The sequence below is a fragment of the Microbacterium sp. CBA3102 genome (assembly GCF_007954505.1).
In the GTDB taxonomy this organism is placed as follows: domain Bacteria; phylum Actinomycetota; class Actinomycetes; order Actinomycetales; family Microbacteriaceae; genus Microbacterium; species Microbacterium aurugineum.
The window spans coordinates 494,147-509,820 of record NZ_CP042412.1 but is presented as its reverse complement, the minus strand read 5'-3'; the positions used below and the strand labels follow the sequence as shown (position 1 = coordinate 509,820).

Below are 15,674 nucleotides of genomic sequence, written 5' to 3'. Positions count from 1 at the left end.
TCCGTCACCGCGTACCCTGGAGGTATGACGGAGAATCCCCGCACGCGCGAGACGCGCCCCCAGGCAGCGCCCGCGTCGTCCCGTTCGGGGGCGGTCCGCGAGACGCGCACGGCACAGGTGCGCCCCCGGACCGAGGGGTGGACGCAGCAGAAGGGTGCCGAGGGGCGCCCGCTGCTGCAGTTCGCGAGCCCCAAGCGCGGCAAGCCGCCGGTGCATCTGGCCGACCTCACGCCGGCCGAGCGCACCGAGAAGGTCAAGGAGCTCGGGCTCCCCGGCTTCCGCGCGAAGCAGCTGTCGACGCACTACTTCCGCCACTACACGTCCGACCCCGAGCAGATGACGGACCTCCCGGCGGATACCCGGGAGCAGCTCGTCGCCGGGATGCTGCCGTCGCTGCTCACCGAGGTGCGACGCCTCGAGACCGACCGCGGCGACACGATCAAGTTCCTGTGGCGTCTGCACGATGGCGCGCTGGTCGAGTCGGTGCTCATGCGCTACCCCGGCCGCATCACGCTGTGCGTGTCGAGCCAGGCCGGCTGCGGCATGAACTGCCCGTTCTGTGCGACCGGCCAGGCGGGGTTGACCCGCAACATGTCGACCGCCGAGATCATCGAGCAGATCGTTCGTGCCAACCGGCTGATCGCCGACGGCGGCCTCGGCGGCAAGAAGGCCGACGACCACAGCATGGAGCGCGTCTCGAACATCGTGTTCATGGGCATGGGTGAGCCGCTCGCGAACTACAAGCGCGTGATGGATGCGGTCCGCTCGATGGTGGCTCCGCAGCCCGACGGTCTGGGCATGAGCGCGCGCGGCATCACCGTGTCCACCGTGGGTCTCGTGCCGGCGATCAAGAAGCTCGCCGACGAGAACATCCCCGTGACCTTCGCGCTGTCGCTGCACGCCCCGGACGATCACCTCCGCGATGAGCTCATCCCGGTGAACTCCCGCTGGAAGGTCGATGAGGCCCTCGACGCCGCGTACGAGTACTACGCCAAGACCGGTCGTCGCGTCTCGATCGAGTACGCGCTCATCAAGGACATGAACGACCACGCGTGGCGCGCCGACCTGCTGGCGGAGAAGCTCAACCAGCGCGGACGCGGCTGGGTCCATGTGAACCCGATCCCGCTCAACCCGACGCCCGGCTCGGTCTGGACCTCGTCGGAGATCCCGGTGCAGAACGAGTTCGTCCGGCGACTCAATGACGCCGGCATCCCGACGACCCTCCGCGACACCCGCGGCAAGGAGATCGACGGCGCCTGCGGTCAGCTGGTCGCCACGACCGAGGATGAGGCCGCCTCCGCAGCGATGAGCTGAGGCGTCACGCCCGCTCGGCGACCGTCGAGCGTGCCGAGGTGTTCGGCGCGGTCGAGCCACCGTGCGATCGTCGCGGTGTCGGCGTCCTTGACGCCGAGCATGCGGTGGACGCGTACGGACCTCACGCCGCACAGGCGCAGGGTGTTGCGGGCCACCTGGGTCTGCGCGGGCAGCCCGGTGAACGGCACCGCGAACCACGGGGTGTCCGCGAGCAGGAGCAGTCGGCCGCGGCGTGCGGGCAGCAGCCCCTCGGGGAGGCCGAGCTTCGTGTAGCGGTACTCCTGCTGCGGAAGCAGGGCGCGGTCGAAGAAGCCCTTGAGCACCGCGGGGACCGAACCCCACCAGAGCGGCGTGGCGACGACGATCGTGTCGGCGTCGTGCAGTGCCTGTTTCGCGTCGACGAGGTCGGGCTCGAGGGTCATGCGCTCCCGGTAGCCGAAGCGCAGGTGGGGATCGAAGTCCAGGTCACGCAGTGCGAGCACCCGGGCGTCTCCGTGTCCGTCGGCGTACCGCTGGGCCAGGGAAGCGGTCAGGGAGCGGGCGTCGGGGTGGCCGTCGATCACGAGAGCAGGCATGTCAGGTTGCTATCTGGACAGTGTCAAGGTGGTGGACACTGTCAAGATAGGAGATGATGTTGCTCATGTCAAGTTCGAAGGACGGCTACCACCACGGCGATCTCGCCCGGGCGCTGGAGGATGCCGCCATGCAGCTGCTGGAGCGGATGCCTGCGGCGGAGATCAGCCTCCGCGAGGTCGCCCGGGCCGCGAACGTCAGCCACAACGCGCCGTATCACCACTTCTCCGACCGGCTCGGGCTGCTCAAGGTGCTCGCCGAGCGGAGCATGGCCGACCTCCTGACGCAGGTCCGCACCGACGCGGAGAGGGCGTCGACCCCGCGCGCGGCGCTCGCGGACGCCGGTTCCGCCTATATCCGCTTCGCTGTGGAACATCCGCACGCGTTCGATGCGGTGTACGACCCGACGGTCTGCGTCCCCGGATCCCCGACCGCGACCATGGCGCCGCTGATCGACGGGCTTGAGACAGTGCTCGCAGAGGGAGTCGCCGCGGCAGGCCTGGACCGGCCGACCGATGCCGTCGTGGTGTGGGGGCTGATCCATGGACTCGGCACGCTCGCCGCTGCGGGGCACTTCACCCTCGACGATGCCCTCGTGGCCTACGCGGCGGCGCTCGATCGGCTGCTCCCGTCCCCCTGACCCTGCTCCGGCCCCCTGACCCTGCTCCGGTCCCCCTGACCCCTGACTCTGCTCCGGTCGCGATATGGCAGGCAATCGCGGCTCGGAAGCTGACATATCGCGACGGGAACGTGGGATTCCGGAGGTTCCGAGGAATCTTCCACGCTATCCACAGGCGAGGTTTCGTAGATTATCGGGATGCCCTATTCCGCCCATCGACCGGGTCGCTACGACTCGCAGGGTCGGATCATCCTCGACAGCGAACCCGACGCCGTCACGGATGACCTCGACTTCCTGCGCGAGTTCGAGCCCACCGGCACCGAAGACGCCGCAGGCGACGCGTCGGTCGCAGCTTCCGCCGAGCAGACCCCGATCGCCGATGCGGTCGCTGCGGACGAGCCCGCCCCGGTGAAGACTCCGCGTGCGCCCCGTGTCCCGAAGGAGCGGAAGAAGCGCGTGCCGCGTGCTCCCGGTTCGCGCGCGCGGACCCTGGCGATCCTCGGCGGCGCGGAGGGCGAGATCCTCGACCGCGTCCCGGGCGAGACCCCCCGCTTCGTCCAGATGTTCTTCGTGCTCGCCGGCACCGCGCTCGTCTCGGCGATCTCGATGCTCTTCGCCCTCACCACCGGTGTGCAGGCGGCGCTGTGGCTGGCTGTACCCCTGGCTCTCGTGTGGGCGCTCATCATCTTCAACCTCGATCGGTTCCTGACCTCGACCATGAGCTCGACGAGGAGCGTCTGGCGGCTCATCGGCCTGGCGATCCCGCGAGTGATCATGGCGGCGATCATCGGTTTCGTGGTGGCGGAGCCGCTCGTGCTCCAGATCTTCCACAACGACATCGCCCGTGAGGTCGCGTCGACCAACATCACGCAGTCGCAGTCCGATCAGGAGGCCCTTGAGTCGGGGCCGGAGAAGATCGCGCTGGACGCGGCCTCCGCCAAGGTCGCCGAGCTCGAGAACCAGGCGGCGACCGGGATCGTGGCGGGAACGGACTCGTCGTCTGCGACGGAGTCGGCCGCACAGGCCACCGTCGACGACGTCACCGCGAAGATGACCGCGCAGCAGGAGGTCATCGACCAGGCGCGCGTGCTGTACCAGTGCGAGCTGACCGGCGAAGGCGCAGGCACGGTCCCCGGGTGCACCGGGGTCAACGGAGAGGGTGCGAGCTCGGATGCCGCGAAGGCACAGCTCGCCGAGGCCCAGCAGACGTACGACGCGCTCGCCGCCCAGCTGCGCACCGCCAACGAGGAGCTCGCTGCGGCCGGCACCGCCGCCAAGGAGAACACCTCCACGTCCGAGGCGCAGAACCGGGAGCAGGCCAAGTCGCAGCTGCCGACCGCCCGCGACACCTACGACCAGGCGCTCGCCGCGTACAACGCCCGGGCGGATGCCGTGGCGCAGGGCAATGCTGGAGCCGTCGGGCTGCTCAGCCAGATCAGCGGTCTGAACCGGTTGAGCGAGAAGGAGCCCACGATCCTGTGGGCGCACATCCTGATCGCGGCCCTGTTCTTCATGATCGAGCTGCTGCCGGTGCTGGTCAAGGTGCTCACGAGCTACGGTGACCCGAGCCTGTACGAGAAGGCGGCCGCGATCCGCAAACAGGTCGCTCTCGACAAGGTGACGGCGGAGGGCTTCCGCGACCGTGCCGACATCGTGACGGCTCAATCCCAGGAGGTGCAGGCGGAGGTCGGCTCCGGTGAGTCGCAGACGCGCGCGGAACGCCGCGAGGCGGCCGAGGCGCAGGAGCGGGAGAGGGCGGAGAAGCGCGCGCAGGCGCAGACGCTCGAGGAGCAGGAGCAGCTGGTTCGACCGACGATCGGCTGAGAGGTGCATCGCGGTTCGGCGAGACGGCATGAGCCTCCGGTCAGGCGAGTTGGGGAATCCGCTCCGGCACCCCTGGCTCCTGCTGTGGGGAGAGTTCGCCGATCCGGAGGCTTCCCCGTGTCGGGTCGTCGTGGACAGCGGCGGCGATCGAGCGGATCAACGCAACCGTGGACGGGGTGCGCGCCCAGCGCGCCCCGGTCATCAGCGCCTCGATGCGGGCGAGCGGATGCTGCAGTGCCACATCGTGCTGACGGGCATCGTCGCTGAGCCACTCCAGGAGCTGTGTGATGGTCCAATCGGGGTTGATTGGACCATTGCTTGAAGGACTGGTGGCGAGATTCCTGTTCATTGGTCCAGAATCGGATCTCATGAGCGCAGATGGCAGTGCCAATGGCCGGCCAATGGATCAGGTTTCGGCCCTTGCCGCAGAGCGAGCGGCATCTCTCGTGCATGCAGGTGACGTGTCGTCGGAAGCACTCTCGGCACGGCTCGGCCGTTGGACACAGGGAGACGGCACTCTCGCCGCCCGGCTCGCACGGGGCATCGAGGGCCTGATCGCGAGCGGCGAGCTGCGCCCCGGGGACCGGCTGCCCGCGGAGCGCGCGCTGGCAGCCGCAGGGTCCGTCTCGCGGGGCACGGTCGTCGCGGCATACACGGACCTCGCGGAACAGGGCCTGGTCGACCGGCGGCAGGGGAGCGGCACCCGTATCGCCGGGACAGTCGCAACCGCCGTGCCCGCCCAGCGGCCCGGGCGCGGGGAGGCGCTCTTCTCGGCGCTCCCCAATGCGATCGACCTGCTGCGCACCGTGCCGCAGATCTCCGATCTCGGAGTGCAGCTCATCCGCGACCACAAGCCGCGACTCGACCTCGCCCTGCTGCCCGAGACCGACCCTGCGGGCCTGCCCGCCCTGCGCGACCTCATCGCCGCGATGTACGCCGCGGAGGGCACGCCGACCACGCCGGAGCAGATCCTCGTCACGCACGGGGCGCAGCAGGCCATCAGCCTCGTCGTGAACGCGCTCGTGGGTCCCGGCGACATCGTGCTCGCAGAGGAGATCACCTGGCCTGGAGTCACGGATTCGGTCGGCCTCCGCGGCGGCACCGTGCATGGCATCGCGATGGGCGAGGACGGACTCGACGTCGACGCGCTCGAACAGGCGCTCGCCCGCCTGCGGCCCGTGCTCGTCGCGGTGAACCCGCACCATCAGAACCCCACCGGATCGCGTCTGCCGCCCGCCGCTCGGCATCGCGTCGCCGAGCTCGCCGCCCAGTACGGCGTACCCGTCATCGAAGACCGCGTGCTCGCCGGCATCTCCTTCGACGGGGTCGTGCCGCCGACGCTCGCGGCAGAACGCGCCGATGCCCCCATCATCGTGGTCGAGTCGGTGTCGAAGTGGGTATGGGCGGGGCTGCGGATCGGCTGGCTGCGCGCGGACCCGGTGCTCGTCCGTCGGCTCCGCGGCGCGCGCCAGCTCGCCGACCAGTCCACCAGCGTGCCGGGACAGCTGCTCGCACTCGATCTGATCGCGCGCGCCGATGACCTGCGTCGAGCCAACAGCCGCATCCACCAGGAGCGTCTGCGTCTGCTGCAGGCGCTGATGGCCGAGCACCTGCCGGAGTGGACGCCCGAGCCGCCGCGTGGTGGGCTGTCGCTGTGGGTGCGCCTGCCCGCAGGCTCGGCGGCGGCCCTCGTCCGCACCGCCGCCACCCACGGCGTCTCGATCGCCGGGAGCGCGGCCTTCGCGGTCGCGGCCTCGCCCGACGACCACATCCGCATCCCGTTCACTGCGCCCGACGACGTGCTCGCCGAGGGCGTCCGGCGTCTCGGAGCCGCCTGGCGCGAGTATCGGCAGACTCTCGGGATGTCCTCTTAGGCTGACCCGCATGACTCGGATTCAGCGCCGAACCCTGTGGATCTCGATCGTCGGCGTGCTCGCCGTCCTGGCCTACGCGGTGCTCGCTGCACTGCAGATCCTCGTGCTGAATCCGCTCGCCGCGGCTCCGGGGCTCACGATGAATGAGATCCGTTTCGCGATGGCGGAGGCGCGGGAGAACCTCGGCCAGGGTGCCGTGTTCTCCGTTCTCGGCATCGGCGTGGCGCTGGCCGTCGCGGTGGCCGTCGTCTCGGTCGTCCGGCGTGCGGATCCCGTGGTTCCTGCGATGACGTTCCTGGCGCTGCTCATGCTCGGCGCGGTCGGGTACTTCGTCGCGTCGTTCGGCGCGGGCATGGCCCTGGCCGACACGTTCGGGATCAGCGGAGCGGACTACTCGCCCTGGGCCCGACCGCTGTACGTCGTGAGCGCCCTCGCCGCCGTCGCGATCGTGGTCGGCGGCGCGATGGCGGTAATGAGATCCCGGCATCCGGCCCAGCCATAGTGGGCAGCCAGTAGCGTTGATCCATGGTCAACTATCGCTATCTCGGCAACAGCGGTCTCAAGGTCTCGGAGATCACCTACGGCAACTGGGTCACCCACGCCTCACAGGTCGGCGACGATGCCGCCGTCAAGACCGTGCATGCCGCCCTGGACGCGGGAATCACGACTTTCGACACCGCCGACACCTACGCCAACACGGCAGCGGAGGTCGTTCTCGGCAAGGCACTCGAGGGGCAGCGCCGCGAGGGGCTCGAGATCTTCACGAAGGTCTACTTCCCGACCGGTCCGAAGGGCCCGAACGACACCGGGTTGAGCCGCAAGCACATCTTCGAGTCGATCAACGGCTCGCTGCAGCGCCTCGGCACCGACTATGTCGACCTGTACCAGGCGCACCGCTTCGACCACGAGACTCCGCTGGAGGAGACGTTCCAGGCGTTCGCCGACGTCGTCCGTCAGGGCAAGGCCCTCTACATCGGCGTCTCGGAGTGGACGGCCGAGCAGTTGCGTGAAGGGCACGCACTCGCGAAGCAGCTGGGGATCCAGCTCATCTCCAATCAGCCGCAGTACTCGATGCTGTGGCGCGTCATCGAGGGCAAGGTCGTTCCGGCGTCCGAAGAGCTCGGGATGTCCCAGATCGTGTGGTCGCCGATGGCACAGGGCGTGCTCAGCGGCAAGTACCTGCCGGGGCAGCCGGTGCCCGAGGGCTCACGCGCGACCGACCCGCACAGCGGCGCCGACTTCATCAAGAGCTTCCTGCAGGACGACATCCTCACCGCGGTGCAGCGTCTGAAGCCGATCGCCGAGGAAGCCGGCCTGTCGATGCCGCAGCTCGCGATCGCGTGGGTGCTGCAGAACCCGAACGTCGCGGCTGCGCTGGTCGGAGCTTCCCGTCCGGAGCAGTTGGCGGAGACCGTCAAGGCCTCGGGTGTGAAGCTCGACGCCGACACGCTCGCCGCGATCGACACCGCGCTGGGCGACACGGTCAACCGCGACGCCGAGCACACCTACTCGGTGTCTCCGAAGTCCCGCCTGGTCTGACCACCCGCCCGCCTCGTCCGGTTGTCGCGTCCGGTCGTCGCGAAGGTCGACGCCCCCTCTGCCCGCCGAGGCCCCCTCTGAATCCTGCGAATCAGAGGGGGCCTCGGCGGTGGAAGGGGGTCTCGGCGAACGCGACGGGCGCGGCGAACGCGACGAACGCGACGGACGCGACGGGCGCGACGGGCGCGACGGGGCGCGACGGGGCGCGACGGGCGGGGGGGGGGGGGGGTTACTCCTTCACGGCGCCGGCGGTCAGGCCCTGCACGATCCAGCGGCTCGCGAGCGCGAACATCGCCATGGTCGGCAGGATCGTCAGCACCGCTGCGGCACTCATCGACCCCCAGTCGATGTTGAACGTCGAGATGAAGCCGTTCAACGCGGAGGGCACGGTGCGGTTCTCATCGGTGTTCATGAGCACGACCGACAGGAACAGCTCGTTCCAGCAGTTCACGAAGTTGAAGATGAACGCCGCGATGATGCCGGGGGTCATCACCGGGACGAGCACCCGGAACAGGGCTCCGAGGCGGGAGCATCCGTCGATCATGGCGGCCTCTTCGAGGGCATCGGGCACGTTCTCGAAGAAGCCCCTCAGCATGACCGTCGAGAACGGGATGCAGATCGCGATGTAGACGAGGATGAGTCCGGGCTTGGTGTCGACCAGCCCGAGGTCCGTCATCATCGAGTACAGCGGTCCCAGCGCGATGAAGGCCGGGATCATCTGCGTCAGCAGGAACGCGATCAGGATCGCGCCCTTGCCCCGGAACTCGAAACGGGCGAGCACATAGGCGCTGAGCAGGGCGATGAGTGTCGCCACCGCGCCGCCGACGACCGCGACCAGGGCCGAGTTGCCGAGGAACACCCCGAACGAGCTCTTCTCGAACAGGCTCGTGAAGTTGTCGAGCGAAGGCTCGCTCGGCCAGTACTCGATCGGGAACCTGTTGATCGTCCCGGGCGACTTGAACGCGGTCAGCGCGATCCAGTACAGCGGGAACAGCGTGATCACGAGCCAGAGCGCGAGACCCACGACGCGGATGACGCCGCCGACCGTGACGCGCGGCTTCGGACGCGGGGCGGATGCCGGGTCGGGCACGGTGATGCGGCGGGTCTCGGTGACCGAGGAGCCCGTGCGGGAGGTGTCTGTCATGGTCATCGCTGCACTCTCCGCATCGCCATCAGGTAGAACGCGCAGAACACGAACAGGACGGCCATCACGATGAGGCCGATCGCGCTCGCGAAGCCGTAATTGCCCTGCTGGGTGTAGTTGATCATCCAGGTCGTAATGATGTGCGTCTGGTTGGCGGGTCCGCCGTTGGTCATCGCGTAGATGATGTCGGGGAAGTTGAAGATCCAGATCACTCGCAGCAGGATCGTCAGCAGCAGCGTCATCGAGATGTACGGGATGATGATCGAGAAGAGCTGACGGACCTTGCCGGCGCCGTCGAGGCTCGCAGCCTCCAGCATCTCGTCGGGCACCGACTGCAGAGCGGCGAGGATCATGATCGCGAAGAACGTGACCCCGTACCAGACGTTGGCGACGATCACCGCGAACATCGCGAGCTTCGGATCCGCCAGCCAGGGGAGGGGGGCATCGATCAGTCCTGCCTTCATGAGCAGGTCGTTGACCACACCGAACTCCGCGTTGAACATCCACCGGAACAGCATGCCGATCAGGAAGCCGGATACCGCCCAGGGGAAGAACACGAGCGCCTGGTAGACGCCGCGGAACCGGAACCGCTTGCGCAGGGCGAGCGCGATCAGGAATCCGATCACGAGCTGCGGCACGAGCGAGCCGACGACCCAGAGTACGGAGTTCCCTGCCACCGTCGGGAACGCGGGGTCACGGAACACTGCGAGGAAGTTGTCGAAGCCAACGAACGGCGTCGACGTGAGGTCCCAAAGGTTCCAGTCGTGGAAGGCCATGCGCGCGCCCTGCAGCATCGGCCAGTAGGTGAACCAGCACACGAAGACGACTGCGGGGGCGAGGAACGCCAGCAGCGTCCATGCCTGGCGCCCTCGGAACGGACGACGTCGACGCGATGCCGGGGAGGCCCCGACGGCTGCCTGCTGCGAAGCAGTGCCGACGGAGCCTCCCTTCTGAGCGGTGCGGGCCACAGGTCAGCCCTTTTCCGCGGCGTACTTCTCGGTCCAGAACGCGTCCCACGAGGCCAGCAGGTCGCTGGTCGACATGTTGCCCAGCAGCACGTTCTGCACATCCTGGTCGGACTTCTGGATCCACTCGGTCCACCAGCTGACCCCGCGCGGCTGGCGCACGTTGACGTACGTCTCCGGGTCTTCCGTCATGGTGACGTAGCTGGTCCAGGGGCCTGACGAGTAGAAGTCGTCATCCGCTGCAGCCGTGATGATCGGCACCAGGCTGTTGGCCTGGGCGAACTCGGTGGCGGGCTCGGCCGACGAGAGGAACTCGACCAGCTTGACGGCCGCCTCCTTGTTCTCGCTGTTCTCGGCAACACCCCACCCGGCCACGGCGAGCGGCTGCGCGGCCTTGCCCGAGGGGCCGACGAGCAGCGGAGCGGTGTCCCACTGGTCTTCGGTGAGGGAGGAGTCCTGCACGGTCGCGATGACCTCGGGGTCCTGCAGCAGGAACGCGGTGGTGCCGTTCGTGAAGCCGGCGACCATCTCGGGGTAGCCCCACGAGACGGCGGAAGGCGGGGAGGCCTCCGTGAACAGGTCGAAGTAGTCGTCGACGGCATCCTGCGCCTCGGGTGCGGCGAAGATCGTCGAGCCGTCCTCCATCAGGAAGGCGTCCTCGGTGTCGAGACCGTCGATCGTGTAGGCCTCGATGGCCGCGACGACGTTGCTGTTCGCGTTCTGGCCGCCGCGGAACGCGTAGCCGTAGATGTTGTTCGAGGGGTCCTGGATCGCGGACGCCTGCTCGAGCAGGTCCTTCCAGCTGTGCGGGGGTCCGTCGAAGCCGGCGTCCTTCACGAGGTCGGTGCGGTAGAACAGCGACAGCCCGTAGAAGCCGTACGGAACGAAGTAGCTCTTGCCGTCGGCGGCCACGGACGCGGACTGCGCGTTGTCGGTCAGGGCGTCCCAGCCGTCCCACTTCTCGAGGTCGGGGCCGAGGTCGTACAGCCAGCCGTTGTTCGCGAACGGTCCGACGGTGATGTCGCGCACCTCCAGCACGTCCACGCCCTTGCCGGACTGCAGCATCTGCTGGATCTTCGCGTCGGCCTGCTCGGTGGGAGGGGAGACCAGGTTGACCGTGATCTTCGGGTTGTCCTTCTCGAACTCGTCGAGGAGTCCGCGGATGAGCTCGGTGCGGGCCGGGTTGGTCAGGCTCTCGACCATCTGCAGGGTGACCGTGCCGTCGGCCGACGGGCCGGAGCTCGCGGAACAGCCGGTGAGAGCGAGGACGGCGACGGTGCCGAATCCCGCTGCTGTCGTCAAGATCTTGTTCTTCACGAAGTGCCTCTCGGTTGGGGTGGGTGGGTGTTGCGGTCGGGTGAACGGTGGGCGGATCAGGGCAGGACGAGGGAGTCGGCGCGGCGGATGCCCGCACGGCTCAGGATCTGCGGGACACACCGCTCCACGAAGGCCTCGTAGTCGGAGGCCTCGTTGTAGAGGTGCGCAGAGAGTCGGAAGTAGCCGATACCGCGGAAGCTGGTGAAGGCCGTCTCGACGCCGACCTCATCGAGGAGATCCATGCGCAGGGCGTCGGCCTCTTCCCGTGTCGCCCCCAGCCCGAGCGGCAGACGCACGAGTCGCATCGACGGCACAGGGGAGGGGAGCGGGGTGAGCGGGTCCTCGTCGCCGTAGGGGCGCAGGGCTTCCGCGATCAGCTCGGCGCCGGCATCCGCGATCTCCGTCATCGCTGCGCGTGCGGCAGCCCAACCGAACTCGTTTTCGATGAAGTCGATGGCGGTCGGGGTGGCCAGGTAGGTCGTGGCGTCGATCGTGCCCTGGGTGTCGAAGCGGGAGGGGTACGGTTCGCGCGCCGCCCACGAGTCGATGAGTGGCCACAGTTCGTCGCGGTCGGGGGCGGAGGTGACCAGCAGTGCGGAGCCGCGGGGCGCGCAGGGCCACTTGTGGAGGTTTCCGAACCACCAGTCGCCGCCCGCGACGGCAGCCGCGTCCGGGACGAGGCCGGGGGCGTGAGCGCCGTCGACGAGCGTGCGCACCCCGCGCTCGGCCGCCGCCTCGGCGATGCGGCGTGTGGGCAGCATCCGTGCGGTCGGCGACGTGATCTGGTCGACCACGATCAGACGGGTGCGGGGGGAGAGATGATCGGCGAAGAGCTGCACGATCTCGTCGTCGGAGGAGAGCAGCGGGAGGGCGACCGTGCGGACGCGGGCGCCGAACCGGCGGGCGAGGCGCTCGGCCCCCATGGTGATGGCACCGTAGCCCTGGTCGGTGACGAGGATCTCGTCCCCGGCTTCCAACTGCAGCGCGTTGTAGACCACGGTGGCAGCGGCGGAGGCGTTGGGGACGAAGACACTGTCCTCCGTCCGGGCACCCACGAAGGGCGCGGTGCGTTCGCGGGCATCCTGCACACGCTCCGCGATGCGGGGGAACCACTCGACCGGGCTGAGATCCGCGCGGCGGCGAAGAGCGTCCTGATGCGCGACGACGGCGGAGGGGACCGCGCCGAAGGATCCGTGGTTGAGGTGGATCACCGACGGGTCGAGGGGCCAGGCGTCACGGGCGCGCACGCCGGAGTTCAGCGTGAGCGGTGCGGGGAACAACGGTGCGGGCATCAGTCCTCATCGATGAGTGGGGCGAGTTGTTGCACAACTTTGCCACACGAGCGCGAAAACTGCCACGAAAACAGGAAGGATGAAACATAGTTGTCATACGAGTTCCCTGCGAAGGGGAGTTCCGCCAGACTTCACGAGGGGTGGGGAGTGTCAGAGAGGATCACGATGAGCGCACTCGACACGGCGCTGCACGGGTTGCGGGCGCTGATCGCCGACGGTGCGCTGCGGCCGGGGGACCGGCTGCCGAGTGAAGGGGAACTGTGTGAACGGCTCGGTGTCTCCCGCGGCTCTCTCCGCGAGGCGATCCGGATGCTGGCCGCACTCGGTGTGCTCGACACCCGGCACGGATCGGGGAGCTATGTCAGCGAACTGCGCGCGGCCGACCTGATCGGCAGCCTGTCACTCACGGTCGGACTGCTGCCGATGGCGGGGGTGCTCGAACTCACCGAGCTGCGCCGGGTGCTCGAACCGCATGCCGCCGCGCTCGCCGCCGCCCGCATCGACGACGAGACCGTGGAGTCCCTGGACCGCGTGCTCGACGAGATCGAGGCGACCACCGACTTCGAGGTGCAGTCGCGCCTCGACCATGAGTTCCACATGGCGATCTCCGGGGTGGCGGGGAACGAGGCGCTGACCAGCCTGATCGACGTGTTGCGTTCGCGTTCGCGGGCGTATCGCATCTCCGATCCCGAGGATGCGGCCGAGCTCAAGATCCACTCGGATGCGGGGCACCGCGCGATCCTGCGCGGCCTGGCGGCGGCGGATCCTGTCGCCGCGAGCGCCGCGGCCTCGGCGCATGTCGCGTACACGGAGTACTGGGTCCGGCGCTACTCCGGCCTCGAGGACTGAGTCTGCGCGTCGACACCCCCTCTGCGCGTCGAGACCCCGTCTCGGGAGGCCGACACCCCCTCTGCGCGTCGACACCCCCGCGGAGTGACGTGTGCTGGCGGGGGCGTCGGCGAGGTGCGGGGGTCTCGGGTCAGCTGACGGTGATGTCGACCTGGATCTCGGTGGCCAGGCGCTCGAGGTCGGCGCGCAGGACGTCGAGGTCGACGGTCGCGGGGACCTTCGCGACCACCGAGGCTTCGAACAGACGGCCGCCCGCCATCGCGGCATCCCGGGTCTCGGTGGCCAGCTCCTCGATGCTCAGTGCGTGCGTGCTCAACACGGTCGAGATCTCCCGCACGATGCCGGGGCGGTCGTTGCCGAGCACCTGGATCTCGAGCAGCCGATCGTCCGCGGCGACGGTCTCCGGGGTGCCGGTGAGCACGGCCAGGGTCAGCAGCCCCTGACCCTGCAGGCCGCGCAGGGCGGAGGTCAGCTCGGCCTCCTTGTCGTCGGCGACCGAGACCTCGATGACACCGGCGAACGTGCCGGCGAGTTCGGCCAGCGAGCTGTTCTCCCAGTTTCCGCCGTACGCGTCCACGACATCGGCGACGGCGGCGACGAGGCCCGGACGGTCTGCACCCGCGACGGTGAGGATCAGAGTAGTCATGCGGCCAGCGTACGGGGGAGTCCGGGGATGGTCGGCGAACTTACCGAGTGCCCCCGTGATTCGGGTAGCCTCCACAGTGAATCGAGCACGCCATCGAAGGGGGCTGCTGATGCATGACGCCGAGGAAGACGAGGGTGACACCGCCGGTGCCGGGGGCCCGCCGCGATGGTCGACGACCGAGGAACGCTGGGCCGCGGTCGAGCTGAACATCCAGATGGCGATCCGTCGCGGCGAGTTCGACGATCTGCCCGGTGCGGGAAAGCCCATCGAGAATCTCGGCCGCACGCACGACCCCGACTGGTGGATCCGGCAGAAGATCGAGCGGGAGAACCTCACGGGTCTGGCGCCGCCGGTGTTCCAGCTGCGCACGGAGGACGCGAACCTTCGAGCCGTCCTCGACACCTACTCTCAGGAAGAAGACGTGCGTCGGCACGTGGAGGACTTCAACTCCCGCATCCGTGTGGCGCGGATGCAGTTGACGGGCGGGCCCCCGGTCGTCACGCCGCTCCGAGACGTGGATGCGGAGGTCGACGAGTGGCGCCGTCGGCGGCGGAAGCCCGATGGCGCGACCGCGCCGACGCCGTCGACTCCAGCGGCCCCTCGGCGGCGGTGGTGGCGCCGCTCGTCGAGCTGAACCGTCACTCTGCCCAGTCGCCGGTCTCCAGGAAGCCTTCCAGCCGTGCGCGGTGCGGGGCGAGGTCCCACCCCTGCTGCGCCACCCACTCGTCCGAATAGTAGGTGCCGGCGTAGCGGATGCCGCTGTCGCAGATCAGGGTCACGACGCTGCCGGTCTCACCCGCGGCGCGCATCCGGGCGATCAGCTGGAACGCGCCGTAGAGGTTCGTGCCGGTCGACCCGCCCGCCCAGTGCAGGGTGCGCTCGCGCAACAGGCGGATCGCGGCGATCGAGCCGGCATCGGGGACACGGATCATCTCGTCGATCACGGTGGGCACGAACGAGGCCTCTACCCGCGGGCGACCGATCCCCTCGATGCGGCTCGGGCGGCCGGCGGGCGGATCCACGGTGCCGGCCCATCCGTCGTAGAAGGCGGAACCCTCGGGGTCCACGACCGCGACCTTGGTGTCATGCCGACGGTACTTCACGTAGCGTCCGAAGGTCGCGCTCGTGCCGCCGGTGCCTGCACCCGTGACGATCCACGTGGGGATCGGATGCCGCTCCTGGGCGAGCTGGCTGAACACGCTCTCGGCGATGTTGTTGTTGCCGCGCCAGTCGGTCGCGCGCTCGGCGAACGTGAACTGGTCGAGGTAGTGGCCGGTGCAGTCGGACGCGAGGCGCTGCGCCTCGGAAGACATGTCCTCGGCGCGGTCGACGAAGTGGCAGGTGCCGCCGTAGAACTCGATGAGGTCGATCTTCTCCTGCACCGTCGAGCGCGGCACGACCGTGATGAACTTCAGCCCGAGCATCCGAGCGAAGTAGGCCTCGGAGACGGCGGTCGATCCGCTCGAGGACTCCACGAGCGTGGTGTCTTCGCGGATGCGTCCGTTGACCAGGCCGTAGAGGATGAGCGAGCGCGCGAGGCGGTGCTTGAGGGAGCCGGTGGGGTGCACGGACTCATCCTTGAGATACAGGTCGATGCCCCATTCGGGCGGGAGCGGGAAGAGGTGCAGATGCGTGTCGGCGCTGCGGTTGGCATCGGCTTCCAGCAGGGCGATCGCGGTGCTGGTCCAGTCGCTCATGCCCTCGACACTACCGGGCGA

The 15,674-nt window shown here is 68.8% G+C and carries 16 protein-coding genes; 8 read left to right on the top strand and 8 right to left on the bottom strand.

Annotated features, from left to right (window positions below; genetic code table 11):
* Positions 1-24 precede the first annotated feature (24 nt).
* Positions 25-1,314: a 23S rRNA (adenine(2503)-C(2))-methyltransferase RlmN gene (gene rlmN, locus FGL91_RS02580; protein WP_194239294.1), complete on the top strand. Its 1,290-nt coding sequence runs from the start codon at positions 25-27 to the stop codon at positions 1,312-1,314.
* On the opposite strand, the gene FGL91_RS02575 is transcribed toward rlmN, so the two are convergent.
* A complete protein-coding gene (locus tag FGL91_RS02575) occupies positions 1,263-1,889 on the bottom strand; it encodes an NAD(P)H-dependent oxidoreductase (protein WP_153242982.1) in 627 nt (208 codons plus the stop codon). The two genes, rlmN and FGL91_RS02575, sit on opposite strands and share 52 nt — an antisense overlap.
* 65 nt (positions 1,890-1,954) lie before the next feature.
* Here FGL91_RS02575 and FGL91_RS02570 point away from each other — a divergent pair, with 65 nt between their 5' ends.
* Together FGL91_RS02570 and FGL91_RS02565 are read left to right on the top strand one after the other, a co-directional pair.
* Positions 1,955-2,527, top strand: coding sequence for a TetR/AcrR family transcriptional regulator (locus FGL91_RS02570; protein ID WP_153242981.1), 573 nt, complete (start codon positions 1,955-1,957; stop codon positions 2,525-2,527).
* 177 nt (positions 2,528-2,704) lie between these two features.
* Positions 2,705-4,330, top strand: coding sequence for a DUF4407 domain-containing protein (locus FGL91_RS02565; RefSeq protein WP_153242980.1), 1,626 nt, complete (start codon positions 2,705-2,707; stop codon positions 4,328-4,330).
* 40 nt (positions 4,331-4,370) lie between these two features.
* On the opposite strand, the gene FGL91_RS02560 is transcribed toward FGL91_RS02565, so the two are convergent.
* Positions 4,371-4,679, bottom strand: coding sequence for a hypothetical protein (locus FGL91_RS02560; protein WP_153242979.1), 309 nt, complete (start codon positions 4,677-4,679; stop codon positions 4,371-4,373).
* A 112-nt stretch (positions 4,680-4,791) separates the two neighbouring features.
* On the opposite strand from FGL91_RS02560, the gene FGL91_RS02555 reads away from it, so the two are divergent.
* Genes FGL91_RS02555 through FGL91_RS02545 form a run of 3 tightly spaced genes read left to right on the top strand, consistent with a single transcriptional unit; the run spans position 4,792 to position 7,743 of the window.
* Positions 4,792-6,204 carry a PLP-dependent aminotransferase family protein gene (locus FGL91_RS02555; RefSeq protein ID WP_227991814.1) on the top strand — a complete coding sequence of 471 codons (1,413 nt, stop codon included), beginning with the start codon at positions 4,792-4,794 and terminating at the stop codon, positions 6,202-6,204.
* 10 nt (positions 6,205-6,214) lie between these two features.
* Positions 6,215-6,706: a hypothetical protein gene (locus tag FGL91_RS02550; protein WP_153242978.1), complete on the top strand. Its 492-nt coding sequence runs from the start codon at positions 6,215-6,217 to the stop codon at positions 6,704-6,706.
* A gap of 23 nt (positions 6,707-6,729) precedes the next feature.
* On the top strand, positions 6,730-7,743 hold the full coding sequence (locus FGL91_RS02545) for an aldo/keto reductase family protein (RefSeq protein WP_153242977.1): 1,014 nt from the start codon (positions 6,730-6,732) through the stop codon (positions 7,741-7,743).
* 229 nt (positions 7,744-7,972) lie between these two features.
* Here the strand turns inward: FGL91_RS02545 and FGL91_RS02540 are convergent, their stop codons facing one another.
* Genes FGL91_RS02540 through FGL91_RS02525 form a run of 4 tightly spaced genes read right to left on the bottom strand, consistent with a single transcriptional unit; the run spans position 7,973 to position 12,461 of the window.
* Complete coding sequence (locus FGL91_RS02540) at positions 7,973-8,893, bottom strand: carbohydrate ABC transporter permease (RefSeq protein ID WP_197055632.1); 921 nt, start codon at positions 8,891-8,893, stop codon at positions 7,973-7,975.
* Positions 8,890-9,855 carry a carbohydrate ABC transporter permease gene (locus tag FGL91_RS02535; protein ID WP_047522105.1) on the bottom strand — a complete coding sequence of 322 codons (966 nt, stop codon included), beginning with the start codon at positions 9,853-9,855 and terminating at the stop codon, positions 8,890-8,892. Before FGL91_RS02535 ends, FGL91_RS02540 begins: the two co-directional genes overlap by 4 nt.
* A gap of 3 nt (positions 9,856-9,858) precedes the next feature.
* Positions 9,859-11,169 carry an ABC transporter substrate-binding protein gene (locus FGL91_RS02530; protein ID WP_047522103.1) on the bottom strand — a complete coding sequence of 437 codons (1,311 nt, stop codon included), beginning with the start codon at positions 11,167-11,169 and terminating at the stop codon, positions 9,859-9,861.
* Positions 11,170-11,225: 56 nt separating this feature from the next.
* Positions 11,226-12,461, bottom strand: a complete 1,236-nt coding sequence (locus FGL91_RS02525; RefSeq protein WP_153242976.1) for an aminotransferase class V-fold PLP-dependent enzyme — start codon at positions 12,459-12,461, stop codon at positions 11,226-11,228.
* A gap of 165 nt (positions 12,462-12,626) precedes the next feature.
* Between FGL91_RS02525 and FGL91_RS02520 the strand changes: the two genes are divergently transcribed.
* Positions 12,627-13,310 (top strand): FadR/GntR family transcriptional regulator, encoded by a 684-nt coding sequence (locus FGL91_RS02520; protein ID WP_134352329.1) that lies wholly within the window; start codon positions 12,627-12,629, stop codon positions 13,308-13,310.
* Between the two features lie 130 nt (positions 13,311-13,440).
* On the opposite strand, the gene FGL91_RS02515 is transcribed toward FGL91_RS02520, so the two are convergent.
* Complete coding sequence (locus FGL91_RS02515; protein WP_153242975.1) at positions 13,441-13,956, bottom strand: glycine cleavage system protein R; 516 nt, start codon at positions 13,954-13,956, stop codon at positions 13,441-13,443.
* Positions 13,957-14,065: 109 nt separating this feature from the next.
* Here FGL91_RS02515 and FGL91_RS02510 point away from each other — a divergent pair, with 109 nt between their 5' ends.
* Positions 14,066-14,590 carry a DUF1992 domain-containing protein gene (locus FGL91_RS02510; protein WP_153242974.1) on the top strand — a complete coding sequence of 175 codons (525 nt, stop codon included), beginning with the start codon at positions 14,066-14,068 and terminating at the stop codon, positions 14,588-14,590.
* A 4-nt stretch (positions 14,591-14,594) separates the two neighbouring features.
* Here the strand turns inward: FGL91_RS02510 and FGL91_RS02505 are convergent, their stop codons facing one another.
* Complete coding sequence (locus tag FGL91_RS02505; RefSeq protein ID WP_153242973.1) at positions 14,595-15,653, bottom strand: PLP-dependent cysteine synthase family protein; 1,059 nt, start codon at positions 15,651-15,653, stop codon at positions 14,595-14,597.
* Positions 15,654-15,674: the final 21 nt, after the last annotated feature.